This window comes from Lentzea indica (assembly GCF_012184385.1).
Lineage (GTDB): Bacteria > Actinomycetota > Actinomycetes > Mycobacteriales > Pseudonocardiaceae > Lentzea > Lentzea indica.
The window spans coordinates 1-15,707 of record NZ_VSRL01000207.1 but is presented as its reverse complement, the minus strand read 5'-3'; the positions used below and the strand labels follow the sequence as shown (position 1 = coordinate 15,707).

Annotated in this window: 14 protein-coding genes and 1 pseudogene; 3 read left to right on the top strand and 12 right to left on the bottom strand. The window is 68.7% G+C overall.

All coding sequences use genetic code 11. The features are described 5' to 3' along the window. Positions 1 to 300 (top strand): annotated as a pseudogene (locus FXN61_RS36965) (alpha/beta hydrolase); the annotation flags it as partial. 10 nt (positions 301 to 310) lie between these two features. Further along, the gene (locus FXN61_RS36960) at positions 311 to 1,051 is read left to right on the top strand and encodes a hypothetical protein (RefSeq protein WP_167978573.1); all 741 of its coding nucleotides are present in this window, start codon (positions 311 to 313) and stop codon (positions 1,049 to 1,051) included. A gap of 479 nt (positions 1,052 to 1,530) precedes the next feature. On the opposite strand, the gene FXN61_RS36955 is transcribed toward FXN61_RS36960, so the two are convergent. The 11 genes from FXN61_RS36955 to FXN61_RS36905 form a co-directional block, all read right to left on the bottom strand. After that, positions 1,531 to 4,308: a WXG100 family type VII secretion target gene (locus tag FXN61_RS36955; protein WP_167978572.1), complete on the bottom strand. Its 2,778-nt coding sequence runs from the start codon at positions 4,306 to 4,308 to the stop codon at positions 1,531 to 1,533. A gap of 6 nt (positions 4,309 to 4,314) precedes the next feature. Next, the gene (locus FXN61_RS36950) at positions 4,315 to 4,620 is read right to left on the bottom strand and encodes a type VII secretion target (RefSeq protein ID WP_167978583.1); all 306 of its coding nucleotides are present in this window, start codon (positions 4,618 to 4,620) and stop codon (positions 4,315 to 4,317) included. A 147-nt stretch (positions 4,621 to 4,767) separates the two neighbouring features. Further along, positions 4,768 to 5,040 (bottom strand): hypothetical protein, encoded by a 273-nt coding sequence (locus tag FXN61_RS36945; protein ID WP_188135887.1) that lies wholly within the window; start codon positions 5,038 to 5,040, stop codon positions 4,768 to 4,770. A gap of 6 nt (positions 5,041 to 5,046) precedes the next feature. After that, a complete protein-coding gene (locus tag FXN61_RS36940; protein WP_167978582.1) occupies positions 5,047 to 5,253 on the bottom strand; it encodes a hypothetical protein in 207 nt (68 codons plus the stop codon). A gap of 16 nt (positions 5,254 to 5,269) precedes the next feature. Next, a complete protein-coding gene (glmM, locus tag FXN61_RS36935) occupies positions 5,270 to 6,604 on the bottom strand; it encodes a phosphoglucosamine mutase (RefSeq protein WP_167978581.1) in 1,335 nt (444 codons plus the stop codon). A gap of 110 nt (positions 6,605 to 6,714) precedes the next feature. Then, on the bottom strand, positions 6,715 to 7,260 hold the full coding sequence (gene rpsI / locus FXN61_RS36930) for a 30S ribosomal protein S9 (RefSeq protein ID WP_167978580.1): 546 nt from the start codon (positions 7,258 to 7,260) through the stop codon (positions 6,715 to 6,717). Between the two features lie 26 nt (positions 7,261 to 7,286). Further along, positions 7,287 to 7,730 carry a 50S ribosomal protein L13 gene (gene rplM, locus FXN61_RS36925; protein ID WP_166044633.1) on the bottom strand — a complete coding sequence of 148 codons (444 nt, stop codon included), beginning with the start codon at positions 7,728 to 7,730 and terminating at the stop codon, positions 7,287 to 7,289. A 256-nt stretch (positions 7,731 to 7,986) separates the two neighbouring features. Continuing rightward, positions 7,987 to 8,274 (bottom strand): WXG100 family type VII secretion target, encoded by a 288-nt coding sequence (locus tag FXN61_RS36920; protein WP_167978579.1) that lies wholly within the window; start codon positions 8,272 to 8,274, stop codon positions 7,987 to 7,989. A 72-nt stretch (positions 8,275 to 8,346) separates the two neighbouring features. After that, positions 8,347 to 8,652, bottom strand: coding sequence for a WXG100 family type VII secretion target (locus FXN61_RS36915; protein WP_167978578.1), 306 nt, complete (start codon positions 8,650 to 8,652; stop codon positions 8,347 to 8,349). A 148-nt stretch (positions 8,653 to 8,800) separates the two neighbouring features. Beyond that, positions 8,801 to 9,199 (bottom strand): hypothetical protein, encoded by a 399-nt coding sequence (locus FXN61_RS36910; RefSeq protein ID WP_167978577.1) that lies wholly within the window; start codon positions 9,197 to 9,199, stop codon positions 8,801 to 8,803. A gap of 22 nt (positions 9,200 to 9,221) precedes the next feature. Next, positions 9,222 to 11,033: a type VII secretion-associated protein gene (locus FXN61_RS36905; RefSeq protein WP_167978576.1), complete on the bottom strand. Its 1,812-nt coding sequence runs from the start codon at positions 11,031 to 11,033 to the stop codon at positions 9,222 to 9,224. 196 nt (positions 11,034 to 11,229) lie between these two features. Between FXN61_RS36905 and FXN61_RS36900 the strand changes: the two genes are divergently transcribed. Beyond that, positions 11,230 to 13,959 carry an AfsR/SARP family transcriptional regulator gene (locus FXN61_RS36900; RefSeq protein WP_167978575.1) on the top strand — a complete coding sequence of 910 codons (2,730 nt, stop codon included), beginning with the start codon at positions 11,230 to 11,232 and terminating at the stop codon, positions 13,957 to 13,959. On the opposite strand, the gene FXN61_RS36895 is transcribed toward FXN61_RS36900, so the two are convergent. Beyond that, the coding region (locus tag FXN61_RS36895; protein WP_167978574.1) for a tetratricopeptide repeat protein at positions 13,956 to 15,707 on the bottom strand (1,752 nt) is incomplete at its 5' end. The genes FXN61_RS36900 and FXN61_RS36895 overlap by 4 nt on opposite strands.

Below are 15,707 nucleotides of genomic sequence, written 5' to 3'. Positions count from 1 at the left end.
CGAGGACCGCATCGCGCCGCCGGTCGGCACGCCGAGGCGATCGCCCAGGCCTGGGGCGGACCGGTGCAGCTGCGGTTGCTGCCCAAGGCCTCGCACCTCGGTTTCACCGAGGGACGGCACTGGAGCGAGCTCCTGCTGGACGGCCACGCCGAGCGCGGATCGCACAAGCTCGGCCGCGCGTTCGTGACCGCGTTCCTGCTGAGGGTGCTGACCGGTGAGCGGACGTACGACGAGCTGCTGGACAGTGACCTGAAGAACGCGAACCTCGTCTTCCAGCGGGAAGCGCTGCGCAGCCGCTAGGTTGCTCGGCGTGATGCCGAATCAGGGTTGGCAGCAGCAACAACCGCAACAGCAGTGGGGTCCGCCACCACCGCCGCCGAGGGGCGGCAGCTTCGCGATGGCGATCGTCGTCGCCGTCAGCGCGCTCGGGGTCGCCGTGTACTGGGCGATCCTCGGAATCATCAGGCTCACCGTCAAACGCCCGCACGAGTCGGAACCGGAAGTCGTCGCGCTCCTGCTGGCGAAGACCGGTGGCAACGGCGACCTGCTGGCGCCGCTGAGCATCGCCGACCTGGTGCTCAAGCTGCTCGCGGCAGCGTTGCTGGTGTTCGGCGCGTTGCTGATCATTCTGCGCAAGATGCCCGGTGCATTCCTCGTTGCCGGTACCGCGGTGGTGGGGTTGCTCGCCGGTGCCTGTCACTTCGTCTACTACCAACAGCTCGGCTGGAGCGGTACCAGCGACACGTACATCGTCGCCGGGCTCACGCTCGTCGTCGGGGTGCTGGCGATCCTGCCGCCGGTGACCAAGGCGCTGCGACCCGCCGCCCAACCTAAGGCCGGCCACCCTCAGGGAGGTCAGCCCCCGTTCCCGCAGCAGGGGCCGCCACCTCCCGGCTACGGACAGCCCCAGCAGCCCCGCAGCCCGGCTACGGCCCACCTCAGGGCCCGCCGCCGCCCGGCTACGGCCCGCCGCGCTGACCAAACGAGAACGCCCCCAGGTCGTCGGACCCGGGGGCGTTCGTCGGTCAGGACAACCAGCTCTGGTTGCTGAGGTCGTCGTCATCGTCGACGGGCGGGCGCTGCGGCCGCCTGGGTGGCGCGCCTGGCGGATCGGCGGAGGAGGCGTCACCGGGGGCTGGACGACCGGAGGCTGCCGCACCGGCTGCTGCGGCGCCTGGTTCGGCCCGCGCATGAAGGCCTCCGACTGGGCGCGCAGCTCGCGCTCCTGCCGTTCCTTCTCGATCTGCGCGAGCTCCTCGGCGAGGTCGTCGTGCGGAGCCGCGGTCTCGTCCTCGAGCCCGAACGACAGCTCCTTGCTGCGGTCCTTGTTCTGGCCCTCTCCGCGCTGGTTGCGGGCCATCTCGCGGAGGCGTTCGGTGAGCCGCTGCTTGCGGTCGGCGAACTTGTCGTGGCTCTCCTGCGTCGCCTTGGTCGACTCGTCGAACTTCTGCCGGACGTCGGCCATGCGCGTGGAGTGCTCCGACTCGATGCCCGAGAGCTTCGCCTTGAACGCGGCGAGGTCGAGATCGCTCACCAGCTACCACCCCGGTTGCCCTCGTCGCCGCTGAGCACGCCCTGGGCGCTGCTCAGCGGGTTGTTGTTGTCCTCGTCGAACAGCGAACCGGTGGTGCGCCACTGGCTCGCGCCGCGCTCGGTGTCGCCGCCCTGCTGACCACCGGCGCCGGCACCACCACCCATCATGCCGCCACCGCCCATCATCCCGCCGCCCATCATGCCGCCGGACGCGGGACCGGACGTCGCCTGGCCGTGGGCGTCCTGCATGGACGGCAGGTTCGCCGAGCCCGCCTGACCGGCCTCGGAGGCGTTCGTGTTGAACGAGCCGCCGTTGTCGCTCTGGGACGGAGTGCTCCAGGCGCTGTCCGCCGGCGACGAACCGCCGAGCACGGACTCGTTGCCGGAGGAACCGCCACCGGTGAACGAGACGCCGGACGTCATCGTGCTGTCCACGGACGCGGTCTGGGCGTGGAGCGGGCCCTCGCCGGAGATCCTGGGCTCGCCGACGTTCGGCATGAAGCCGTTGTCCTCGATGTAGCTGCGGCCCATCGACTCCTGGAACCGCTCGCCCACGCTCGGGCCCTCCTGGCCAGGCGGGCTCCAGATCTGCTCGCCCTGGGCGGGCATGGTCTGGAACTCGCCCTGAGCGGGCGCGGGCATCGTCTGGAACTCACCCTGGGCAGGCGCAGGCATCGCTTGGAACTCGCCCTGAGCAGGCATCGTCTGGAACTCGCCCTGAGCGGGCGCCGGCATGGGCTGGAACTCGCCCTCGACGGGCCGCGGGAAGTCCTGTTCCGGGATGTTCAGCGGCTGGTCGAGCCGCAGGTCGCCGGTCATGCCACCGCCGCCACCGGCGCCGACACCGGCCGGATCGGTGCCCGCGGCGGGGTTCTCGTCCTCGCCGAAGCTCACGCCGATCTGGTCGGGAGTGCCGTCGCCGTTGTCCGCGGTCAGGTTGATCTCGCCGGTGTCGGCGTTGACCTCGGCGGTGAAGTTGACGCCGTCCTGCTCGATGTGGATCTTGCCGTCGGCGCCGACCTCGACCGGGATCGGGTTCGACTCGGAGCCGGGCGCACCCATGCCGGTGCCACCGGGCGCGCCGCCGCCGGGCGTCGGCGTGTTGCCGGTCGCGCGCGGCCGGCGCGAGCCTTGGGTCGCCGTGCCGGTGAGCTGGTTGGCCATGGCCGTGATGGCCTGGGTGCCGTTCTGGCCCATCAGAGCCTTGGCGGCCTCCGGGTTCTTGCTGAAGTCCAGGTCGTAGGTCTTCGGCTCACCCTTCGGCGTGTCGATCGTCATCTTCACGTGCCCGTTCGAGTCGGGCTCCGTGACCTTGATCGTGTTGTCGCCGGCCTTGACCGTGACGGACTCGAGGTTCTCCTCGGGCTTCGGCTGCTGCTGGTTGTCCGGCTTGCCGTCACCATCGAGGTCGTCGACCTTGCCGTCGCCATCGGTGTCACCCGGCACGTCCGGCTTGCCGTCGCCGTTCTTGTCGAGCGGGTTCTCCGGCTTCGGGACCTCCGGCATGCCGCCGCCCCCGCCGCCACCGCCACCGTTCGAGCCGCCGCCGCCACCACCGCCGCCACCGCCGGTGCCCTTCTTGTCGCCACCGCCACCGGTGTTGTCACCGGGCTTGTCGGCGGGCTTCTCCTCCTTGGCGGGCTCGAACGGCTTGGTGTTGATCTTGTCGATCTCCGCGCCGAGCGCGTTCCACGCCTCGTCGACCGACTTCTTCGTGTTCTTGCAGAGCTCCACGAAGTTCTTGTACTTCTCGCTGACGTCCTTGTGGAACGTGCCCTGCAGCCACTCGCGGCAGCCCTTGCGGACCTCGCCCTTCCACACGTCGTCGTCGCAGGCCTCGTCGTCGATCTTGATCCCGACGTGCCCGGCCGCGCGCTTGAGCAGGCCCTCGTCCTCGCTGTCCGCGGCCTGGACCACCTCGCGGATCTGCGGCGGCGTCTTGCCGGCGATGTCGAACGGGCTGCCCACACCGTTCAGCACGGTGTTCGCCTTGTCGTTCACCAGCTGCGAGACCGTGTGGCACGCCAGGCGCGTCGCGTCGGCGATGTGGTTGACGCCGTCCGCGACAGCGGCCGCCTTCTTCGAGAAGTCGGCGACGAAGGTGCGGGAGTTGTCCGCGGCCTTGCCGTCCCAGCTCGACCAGAGCTTCGACATCGACTTCTCGGAGTCGGCCTGCTGCGTGCGCAGCTCACCGGAGATGGTCCGCATCTCCTTGATGTCTTCGTCGATCTTGTGGAAGTCGATGTCGCGCTGCTCTTCGTAGAGCGTCTTGACGTTCTTGTAGTCGGTGTTGACGTCCGCGCCGACACCGATGACCGACTTCGCCTCCGCGTAGACCGGGAGGAAGTTCTCGAAGTACTTGAGACCGGGCGCACCCGCGTCGAGCAGGAAGTTGGAGTTGCCGACGCCCGCACCGCCGTCAGCCGCGCGCTGCTCGGACTGGTCCAGCGTGTTCTGGCCGTCAGTCTTCGCTTTGTTGTGCTCGTCGACCTTCTTCTGCCCGGCCTCGCCCGACTTCTTGGCCTCGTCGTAGGCCTTGTTCAGGCGGTCTTCCGAACTGTCCGCCCACGGCATCGTGTTCTTGAACGCCTGCCACTGACCATCTCCCCAGGAGACGTCATAGTTGTCCAGGTAGGTCTCGAGCTCGTCGTTGAACGTGCCCATCGGGTTGTCGTGCGCCTCGGTGGCGTAGTACGCCTCGAGAAGGGCTTTCTTCTGGTCCGGCGGGACCTCGGGGTTGTCGCAGAGCTTCTTTACTTCTTCCCAGCTGGGCATCCGCGACTACCTTCCCTGCTTGTTGATCTTGGCGGCATTCGCCTCTTCGGACCATTCGTAGCCGTTCGCGGACTCGCGCAGCTTGTCCGAAAGGCCCTTCATCGCCGCGGAGTAGGCACCGATCGCCTCGGCTATCTTCGGCAGGCCGGCCTTGTACTTGGCACCACCTGCGGTGTGCGCGCGACCGAAGTCCTTCTCGCTCACGGCACTGGCGGTGATCTTGGCCTTGTAGTTCTCGATCTCGGTCGCGATGCCCTGAATGGTCGTCGCGGACGACATCATTTCGCCGGCGTTCGCCTGATAGCCAGACATGTGCTCCTGCCTCCCCTAGTCCCCGATCTGACGCAGTTCGGCTCAGTGGGGTTCCGCCATACAGTGCCAGCTCAGATCACACGCTGACCTGAGCTCCGCAAGGTCGGTTGCCTTAGTAAACAGCCATTCGGCGCAGCACGCCGACGATCACCACTGATTGGGTGGCGGCGGCTGCTGACCAGGAGGTTGCCCAGGCCACTGCCCGCCGGGAGGAGGACCCTGCTGCCCAGGTGGGTAGGGCTGTTGACCAGGCGGGAAGGGAGGCTGCTGCTGGGGCGGGTAGGGCTGGTTCGGCGGGAACTGCGGCGGGTGCTGCGGCCGCTTCTTCTGGTTCTTCACGACGATCACGATGACGACCGCGGCCACGATGAGAGCCAGGACGAACAGGATGATCAGCAGCTCGATCGGTCCGATGCGCACCACGGATCACCAGCCGTTCTGCGTGGGCGGCTGGTGACCGGGCGCGGGCTGCTGCGGGTACCCCGGCGGCCCTGGAGGCGGTGGTTGCTGCTGGTACGGGTATCCCTGCTGAGGGGGATGCACGGGCTTCTTCCTGGTGGCCAGCGCGACCACCAGGATCACGCCGCCGACCACCAGCACCAGCAGAACGAACAGCACCAACCAGATCGCCACGATTCCTCCGAGATCCTCAGTGCACCGAGGAAACCACACCCGCCAGACGTTGCGCGGCCGACTCCGCCTGTTCGTGGCTGGTGGCCTCGACCATCACCCGCACGAGCTGCTCGGTTCCCGACGGGCGCAGCAGCACGCGGCCGGTGTCGCCCAGCTCGGCTTCGACGGCGGCGACGGCCTCGCTGACCGAGGCGGCCTTGGCGACCGCGGCCTTGTCGGAGACCTTCACGTTGATCAGGACCTGCGGCAGGCGGCGCATCACGGAAGCGAGGTCGGCGAGCGACTTGCCCGTCTCGGCCATGCGGGCCATCAGGCGCAGCGCGGTGAGCAGGCCGTCGCCGGTGGTGGCGTGCGCGGGCAGCACCACGTGGCCGGACTGCTCGCCGCCGAGCGAGTAGCCGCCGGCCTTGAGCTCCTGCAGCACGTAGCGGTCGCCGACGGCGGTGGTGCGCAGCTGGATCTTGGCGTCCCTCATGGCGAGGTGCAGGCCGAGGTTGCTCATCACGGTGGCGACGAGGGTGTCCTCGTACAGCTCGCCCGCGTCGCGCATGGCGAGCGCGAGGACCGCGAGGATCTGGTCGCCGTCGACGGGGTTGCCCTCGGCGTCCACGGCGAGGCAGCGGTCGGCGTCACCGTCGTGCGCGATGCCGAGGTCGGCGCCGTGCTCACGAACGGCCGCGGCCACGACGTCGATGTGCGTGGAACCACAACCGTCGTTGATGTTGAGGCCGTCCGGGGTCGCGTTGATCGCGATCACCTCGGCCCCGGCGCGGCGGTACGCGTCCGGTGCGGCCACGGACGCGGCACCGTTCGCGCAGTCCACCACGACCTTGAGGCCGTCGAGGCGGTACGGGGTGACCTTGAGCAGGTGCTCGACGTACTGGGTCTCGGCGTCGGGAACGTCACGCACCCGGCCGATGGCGGCACCCGTGGGGCGCTCGAAGCCGGCGCCCATGTGCTGCTCGATCTCGTCCTCGACCTCGTCGGGCAGCTTGTGGCCACCGGCGGCGAAGAGCTTGATCCCGTTGTCCGGCATCGCGTTGTGCGATGCGGAGATCATCACGCCGATGTCGGCGCCGAGCGCGGCGACGAGATGTGCGACGGCGGGCGTGGGCAAGGCACCGACGCGCAGCACGTCCGCGCCGGCCGAGGTGAGGCCTGCGGTGACGGCGGCGTCGAGCATCTCGCTGCTCGCCCTGGGGTCGCGGCCGACGACGGCGACCGGGCGGTGGGAGCGGTCGTGCTCGGCGAGCACGCGTGCCGCTGCGGCCGCGACGGACATCGCGAGCTCAGGGGTGAGATCGGCGTTGGCGAGACCGCGCACACCGTCGGTGCCGAACAGGCGGGCCATGAATCCTCCGATATGGACACTGCGAGGCGGCGGGAAGGACCCGGAAAACACTGCGGGAGCAGCAGTTCGAGGTGAACTGCTGCTCCCGCAGGTACAGCTGCGTCGTTACATCAACGCTTGGAGTACTGAGGCGCCTTGCGGGCCTTCTTCAGACCGTACTTCTTGCGCTCCTTGACCCTCGGGTCACGGGTGAGGAAGCCGGCCTTCTTCAGCGCCGGGCGGTCCTCGGAGTCGACGGCGATCAGCGCACGCGCGATGGCGAGACGCAGCGCACCGGCCTGGCCGGTGATGCCGCCGCCACGCAGGTTGGCGATCACGTCGAAGGTCTCGGGCTTCTCCGTGGTGACGAGCGGCTCCTTGATGAGCTGCTGGTGCACCTTGTTCGGGAAGTAGTCCTCGAGGGCCTTGCCGTTCAGCGTGAACTTGCCGGTGCCGGGCACGAGGCGGACGCGGACGACGGCCTCCTTGCGGCGGCCGACGGTCTGCGCGAGGTGCGCGGCGCCGTTCAGCGAGGGCGCGACGACCACCGGTGCGGAGGCTTCTTCCTCGACGACCTCAGCCTCAGTGGCCTCGGCCTCGGGAGCAGCCTCGACGACCTCGGCCTCGACAACCTCAGCCTCGACGGCTTCGGGGGTCTCGTTCTCAGGGGTGGTCACAGGAACTTCCTCGGTGTACTCGTCGCTCACTGGGCGATCTTCTTGATCTCGAAGGCCTGCGGCTGCTGCGCCGCGTGCGGGTGGTTCGGTCCGCTGTAGACCTTCAGCTTGTTCGCGATCTGACGGCCCAGGCGGTTCTTGGGCAGCATGCCCTTGATCGCCTTCTCCACCAGGCGGTCCGGACGGGTGTCCAGGACCTCGCCGAAGGACTGCTTGCGCAGACCACCGGGGAAACCGGAGTGGCGGTACTGGAACGCCTGGTCACGCTTGGCGCCGGTCAGGGCGACCTTGTCCGCGTTGATGATGACCACGAAGTCACCAGTGTCAACGTGCGGGGCGTAGGTCGGCTTGTGCTTGCCGCGCAGCAGCGTCGCGGCCTGGGTGGCGAGCCGGCCGAGCACCACGTCCTGGGCGTCGATCACGTGCCAGGTTCGGGTCACCTCACCGGGCTTCGGGCTGTACGTGCGCACGGATCTACCTCGTCGTCACTTGCGTCTGGGGTCACTGCGGCGGTTGCCCCAGACCGATCTTGGACGAACCAAGCGGTGGTTCCGAGACAGGCGCGGCACACACGGGCGCCAGCTACCGCACAACAACGTAAGAAGATACCGGATGGGTGGTGCGGGGACCAAAACGACCCCTCCGAAGCTGCCACCCCCGGACGTACGCGAGCCCCGGACCACGTGGTTCCGGGGCTCGCGAGGGTCTAGCGGTACCGCGGCGGACTTACCAGCGCGCGGTGTTCTTCTGCTCAGCGGCCTGGTACGCCTCGCCGGCCTGCTGCACGGCGATGCCGATGGCCGCGAGGACCTCCTGCAGGTCGGTGGCGGCCTGGGTCCACTTGGCCTGAGCCTCCTGGTAGGCGCCCTGCGTGGCACCCTCCCACGCGGCGAGCGTCTTGGTGACCTGCTGCTGCAGGTCGTCCAGCTGGCCCTGCACCTGCGAGGCACCGCTGGTGATCGACGAAGCGGCGTTCGCGATCTCCGCGAAGCCGACCTTCATGTATCCGCCCATTGCTGATCTCCCCTAGAAAAGTCTGCTGAAGTCTGATTTGAAGAAAGCGAGCTCGAACGCGAAAAACAAAGGTCAGAGGCGGTTGGCGATGGTGCTGACGCTCTGCTCCGACTCGGCTTCCTGCTGCTTGTAGACCTCCGACGAGCTCGAGATCTGCTCGCAGATGGACATCAGCGCTTCCTGCACCTTGCGGGCGTCCTCGTCGAACCGCGTCATCAGGTTCTGGAAGGCGGTGGCCGCCGTGCCCTGCCAGCTGCTCTGCACACCCTCGACCGAGCTGCGGACCTGACGGAGGGTGCCCTGCGTCGAGTCGTTGACGTTGGCGATGTGCTTCGCCAGTGCGTCGAGGTCCTCAGGCGTAAGTGAGAAAGTACCCATTGGGAGATGCCCCCTGTTCTAGAACTTCAGGTCGTACTTCTTGGTTCGTACGCCTCTTACGACGAGGACCCTGCCACGTCGGTTCCGCCCTGTCGCGACTTCTTTCGAAGTAGTTGCTCTAGTAAACGGCACCGGGTGAAACCACGAGTCAGTAGAGGATTCGCGACTGCGAAAAGTCCTCGTCATCGTCACTCACACGGGGAAGCTGACCACTCGGACCGGCGACAGCGGCGGAACCGAGAGTGGTCGCCTGCTCCGTCTCAACTGGAGCAGGGGTCCCCGGAGCGGTGAGTTCCGCGGCGTCCGGCACCTGCTCGACGGGCAGCCCGCGATCGCCACGGAACCCGGTGGCGGCCTCCCTGACGTCGGCAGAGGTGACCCGAGCACCGGGTTCGACCTTGCGCTCACGCGCCTGCGCGGCCAGGTCGCGGGTGCGTTCCCGCAGCTTGGCGTTGCGTTCCCCGATCTCACCGGACGCGCGACGGGCGCGGGTGACGGCGGCTCCGACCTCGGCGCGGAACCGGGCGAGAACCTCGGTGGCGGACATCCACGACTCCCTGATGGTGCGGCTACGACTTGATGACCAGCGAGCGGACGATCTGCTCGCAGGCGGTCCGAACGCGGTCCTGCGTGGCCGTCGTCGCCTGGCAGCCCACGCTCACCTGGACCTCGCCGGCGAACTGGATGTACCAGTCGACCCCGGTCGCCTCGACCACTTCGCGATAGTGAACAACAGACTTCCCCGCGAATGTCGTGTTGTCGGTGAAGTCGGCGACGTTGTCACCGTTCCCCTTGCGATCCTGATACTTGTTCCGCAGCTCCGTCAGCGCGCGAACGCGATCCTGATCACTGTTGTAGGTGAGAGTTTGCTCCTGCACAGCAATACGCGCTTCCGGCTGTTTGCCTTCGGAATTCTTGCGCTCAATCGGTTGCAAAAGCACCTGTCGATCATTGGCCGCGCCGCCCGTCTGCTCCCAGCCGTCCGGCCGCGTGAAGCTGTAGTCGTACACGGCGATCTGATTGGCCGACGGATTCTGTTGCTGCTGCGTTTTCTCGCGGTTCAGCCAGAGGTAACCACCGACACCGGCCGCGGCGAGCACGACCACGACACCGATCGCGATGAACAGCGGTGCCTTGCTCTTCCTCTTGGGCTGAGGTGCCGTGGGGAACGCGGACGGGAACTGCCCGGCGGGCGGCGGCGTGATCCGGCGGGTGATCTTGCGGGTGGCGTCGTCGGTCACCCGCAGGTTGTGGGTCACGTCACCCGGACCGCCCTTCGGCGGCGTCTGCTGCTGGGCCACCCCGCCGGTCCGTTCCGGGTCGAGGCTGACCGCCCGCAGCGCGCCGCGGGCGACGACGGTCTCCGGCTGGTCGATGCTCGTGGGCACCACACGGGTGTGCTCGTGCACCAGCCGTGCGACGAGGGGGATCCGGCTCGACCCACCGACGAGAAACACGCCGGCGAGCTGCTGAGGCGCGAGGCCGGCGTCACGGACGGCGGCGCCGGCCAGTGCGGCAGCCCTGCTGAGCGGCGAGGTGATCAGCTGCTCCAGGTCCGAGCGCGTCACGTGCGCGTCGGGGAACGGCGGCGGCATCGGCACGTCGGTGTAGGCGTGCCGGGACAGCGTCTCCTTGGCGCCCCGCACGTCCTGCCGCAGCACCCGCCGTTTGCGCCGGTCGGCCATCTCGCGCCCCTCGACGAGCTGCCGCCACGCCTCGGGGTCCTTGGCCGCCACCAGCCCACCGACGTGCTCCAGCAACGCCTGGTCGATGTCGGCGCCACCGAAACTCGGATCACCCTTGGCCGACAGGACCCGGAAGCTCTTGCCCGCGCGCGCCACCACGCTCGCGTCGACCGTTCCACCGCCGAGGTCGAGCACGGCGAGCGCGGCACCGTCCGGAATGGAGTGACTAGCGGAGTGGAAGACGGCGGCCGCGACGGGCTCCGGCACCAGCACCAGCTCACGGCCGAGTCCCCGCGCCGCCTGGAGCAGCACGCGGGTGCGGACCGTGCCCCAGTCCGCGGGATGAGTGAGTACAAGAAGGTCGACCGGCGCTCCGCCACCAACGCGTCGTGCTTCTCCCACGGCACGAGTCAGCACCGCGCGCACAACGTCCACAACGGGCAGCACAGTGCTGCCGAGCAGCAACTCGCCCTCGTCGACGCGGCGCTTCGGGTGCGGCTCATACCGGGCAGGGTCGACCGCGGCCTGACGCTCGGCCTCCTGACCGACGAACAACGTGCCGTCGGCAGCGGCGAACACGGCGGACGGCACCAGCGGCTGGCCGTCGAACACGACGACCTGCGGCTCCCGCCCGTTGACCGAGATGGCGACGCAGGTGCTCGACGTGCCGAAGTCGACCGCGACGTGCAGGCTCATGCACCTTCCCCTCTTTCGCGCACATGCTTACCCGATGCGGCACGCCTGGACGACACGGATGGCAAAGGTCGCTCACTCGGGGGCGGGTCCACGCACCAGGGCCAAGCTTCGTCGCAAGCTCTTCAGCACGGCGAACCGCTCGTCCACGGGGTTGCCGAAGTCCTGGTAAGGGACAAAAGCGTCATAGACTTCCCACGTGCTGGGGGCTGAGTACCGAGTGCTGGGACCGTTGGAGGTGCTCTTCAACGGCGAACCGGTCGTCGTCCCTGCCGGCAACGGCCGCGCGCTGCTCGCGACCTTGCTCTTGCGGCCCAACCAGTTCGTGTCCGTCGACGAACTCGTGGACCGCCTGTGGGACGGCTCGCCGCCGTCCCTCGACCGGGCGACGAAGACGCTGCACATGACCGTGACACGGTTGCGGCGGGCGCTCGGTCCGGCGAACTGCGTCTCCACCACCACGAACGGCTATCTGGCCGAGGTCGAGAATCTCGACCTTCTCCGGTTCCGCGCGCTGTCCGACAACGACCCGCACGCGGCACTGGCGCTGTGGCGCGGCCCGGTGCTCAGGAACGTCGCCTCGACCGCTCTGCACCGCGACGACGTTCCGCAGCTCGTCGCGGAACGGCTCGCCACCCTGGAACGACGCGTCGAACTGGACCTCGACGGTGGTCGTACCGCCGACCTCGTGCCCGAACTTCGCGCGCTGACCGCGGAACATCCACTGCGGGAACGGTTCTGGGCGCAGCTGATGATCGCGCTCTACCGTTCGGACCAGCAGGCGGCGGCGCTGGAGGCGTTTCGGCAGGTCAGCAGCCTGCTGGCGGACGAGCTGGGAATCGACCCCGGGCCGGGCCTGCGAGAGCTGCACCAGTCGATCCTGCGAGCAGAGCCGAAGCTGGACACGCGACGGGAGGCCGTGGTCCCGCGGCAGCTGCCGACCGGCCTCGCGAGCTTCACGGGCCGCCTCGGCGATCTCGCGCGGCTCGACCAGCTCCTGCCTTCCGGCACAGCTGGACAGGCGGTGGTCATCTCGGCCATCGCAGGTTCGGCCGGTGTCGGCAAGACCGCGCTCGCGGTGCACTGGGCGCATCGGGTGCGGGACCGGTTCCCCGACGGGCAGCTCGCGGTGAACCTCCGCGGCTACGACCGTGAGGAGCCGCTGACCCCGCACGACGCGCTCGGCCAGCTGCTGCGCGGGCTCGGTCACCCGTCGAAGGAGATTCCCGACCAGACCGACCAGCGCATCGGTGTGTACCGGTCGTTGCTCGCGAACCGCCGTGTGCTGGTGCTGTTGGACAACGCCTGCACGGCGGAGCAGGTGCGAGCGCTGCTGCCGGCGGGTGGCCGATCGGTCGTCGTGATCACGAGCCGGTCCGATCTGCGCGGATTGGTGGCGTTGAACGACGCCAAGGTGCTGAAGCTGGGTGTGCTGCCGCTGGACGAGGCGATCCAGCTGCTGGCGAAGGTGATCGGCGCGGACCGCACGCAGGCGGAACCCGAAGCCACCGCCGAACTCGCGCGGCTGTGCGCGTGTCTGCCACTGGCGTTGCGCATCGCCGCGTCGTTGCTCGCAGGCGAACCACACCTCAGCGTGCAGGACCTGGTGGACCAGCTCAGCACCGGAGATCGACTGGCAGAGCTCGAGATCGGTGACGACGGGGAAGCGGCGGTCCGAGCGGCGTTCGACCTCTCGTACCTGGCGCTCGCGCCGGAGGAACGGCGAATGTTCCGGATGCTCGGACTGGCGTCGCGCGCCGACTTCACACCGATGTCCGCCGGTGCGCTGCTCGGTGTGCCGAGCGGCCGGGCGTTGAAGCTCCTTCGCACGCTGACACGGGCGCACCTCGTCGAAGAGCGCGCGCCCCAACGGTTTTCACAGCACGACCTGCTCTGGCTGCACGCTCGCGAACGCGCGGCCGCTGAGGAGTCCGCCGAGGACCGTCGAGCGGCGGCCGTGCGCTTCCTGGACCACTACCTGCACACGGTCGACAACGCCGAAAGCGTGATCCTCTCGCATCGCGCCCAGAAGCCGCTGACCGAGCGCGACCCGGTGGTGGAGACGATCGAGTTCAGCGACACGGGCGCGGCTGTCGAGTGGAGCCGGCGTGAATACGACCTGCTCCTCGAACTCTGCGAGTTCGCGCTGACCGAAGGACACCTCGAACACGCGTGGAAACTGCCCTACTCGCTGATCGGTCACCTGGGGGTCCTCGGCTCCAACGACGACCGCCTCCGCGTCTTCGGCACCGCGCTCGAGGCCGCCAGGCAGTTGGGTGATCGATTCGCAGAAGCCGTTGCGCTGCACTCGACCGGGATCGCGCACAAGAACAGTCATCACTTCGAAGAAGCCGAACGCACGCTGCGCGAGGCACTCCGCATCCGGCGGGAGATCGGCTACACACGTGGAATCGCCATCACCGAAGCCGAGCTCGCGAGCACGTGTCTCTGGCAAGGACATCACGACGAGGCGCTGCTGCACTACCGCGAGTCCGTCGAGCAGTGGCGGCTCACCGGCAACGTCCAGGGATGGGCCTCGTCGATGAACAGCCTCGCTTACACGCTCGTCCACAAAGGCGACTTCGCCGAGGCGATCTCGGTCGCGAACGAGGCACTCGAAGCGATGGATTCCGCTTACGACGCCACTCCATCGGCGAAGGACACGCTTGCCCAGGCACACGCAGGGTTGGGAGACCTCGACAAGGCGGTGCAGATCTACCGCGGCATCTTCTCCTCCGGATCGCTCGACCACCTGAGTGCCAGGCCCAAGGTCGAGATCCTGTTCCACGGTGCCCAGCTCCTCGACCGCGTCGGTGATCGGCAGGCTGCCCTGGCACACGCCCGTGAGGCGTTGGCGCGCGCCGAGTCCGGTCGCCTGGCGATGGCGACCGGCATCCGGCAGTTCGTGCGGGACCTCGAAGAGGGTTAGGAGAGTTCCGCGATCCGGGCACGCAGCCGTGCCGCCGCTGCCTCGTTGCCCAGTTCCTCACGGAGGAGCAACGCCTCCTTCAACGCGGCCGCGGCGTCTTCCGCACGTCCTGTGCGTGCGTGCGCGTTGGCGAGGTTTTCCAGCGTGACGGTCTTGACCTCGTTCGGCAGTTGGTCACCGGGCAGTGCGAGCACCCGGTGGAAGGTCGCGATGGCCTCGGCGAGGTGGCCGCGTTCCAGGTGCAGCAGGCCTCGTGTGTCCAAAGTGGACGCAGCGAGCTCGGTCATCCCCGCCCCGACGACGGCCTCGTAAGCCTCGTCGTTCGCGGCCAGCGCGGCGTCGAACTCCTTCAGGCTCACCAGTGTCATCGAGTAGTTGTTCAGCGCGGTGGCCAGGCCGACGGGCGAGCCCTGCTCGCGGCGCTTCGCGATGGCGCGTTCGTGCAGGGCTTTCGCCGACTCGGGGTCACCGTTCAGCGCGTGGTTGATGGCCCACTGGTCGAGGGTGACCGCGATGCCGTGCAGGTGGCCGATCTCCTCGCGCACCCGCAGGGCCTCGGCGTAGCACTCGTCGGCATCGGCGAAAGCGCCGTGCGAGCAATGCGCGTTGCCCAGTGAGTGCAGGGTGACGCCCTCGGCGTACCTGTCTCCGCTCGCGCGGGCGGCCGCGAGCGCGACGCGGTACAGCTCGATCCGTTCGGACGGGCGCTGCCGCAGGTGGAGATAGCCGAACATGACTGTCGCGAGCTGCCAGGCGTGCTGGTGCAGACCGTGCTCACTGGCGAGACGGACGGCTGCCAGCAGGTTCTCGTGCTCGGTCTCGCACCAGGCTGCCGCGACCGCCGGGTCCTCGAACAGCACCGGCTGAACCCCGTCGGAGAGCGGGCACAGCGTGATCTCGGCCCTGCCGCGGCGCAGCAGCTGATCGGCGCTGTCCACCGAGTGCAGGTAGAACTCGAGCAACCGGCGCACCGCCACGTCTGCGTCCTGCTCCGCCATGGACCGCGAATACGCGCGCAGCAGGTCGTGGAACGTGTACCTGCCAGGGGTGCGTTCGTTGATGAGGTGCATGCGCGTCAACGTTTGCAGCGATCTGCGCACATCAACGCGACGGCGGCCGTCGAGCGCGGTGGCGGCGTCCAGCGGGATGTCCGGGCCGGTCGTCAGTCCGAGCAGCCGCAACAACCGGGCCGTGTCGTCGTCGAGCAGGCCGTAGGAAGCGGAGAAGACCGCCTCAACGCTGCTCATCAGCCCGCTGGACGCGGCCAGCTCATCGGCGAGCGAGCGCAGGGTGAGACCAGGATCGTCGGCGGCCCTGGAAGCGGCCAAGGCGAGCGCGAGCGGCAGTCCACCGCAGAACGCCACCAGTTCGGCGACGGCGTCCGGTTCAGCCGCCACGCGTTCGTCGCCGAGGCGCGCGGTGAGGAGCGCGACGGCGTCCTCGTCGTCCAGCACGTCGAGCGTCACCGGGACCGCGCCCTCGCGGACGACGAGCCCGGTGAACCGGTTGCGGCTGGTGATCACGGCCAGGCAGCCCCTGCCGGCCGGCAGCAGCGGGCGGACCTGTTCGACGTCGCGGGCGTTGTCGAGCAGCACCAGCACGCGGCGGTCTGCGACGACGCTGCGGTAGAGCGCCGCGCGTTCCGGCAGGTCCAGAGGCACCCTGCCTCCGGACACGCCGAACGCACCGAGGAACCCGGCGAGCACTTCCGCCGGATCGGCCGGATCGGCCGACGGGTCGAAGCCGCG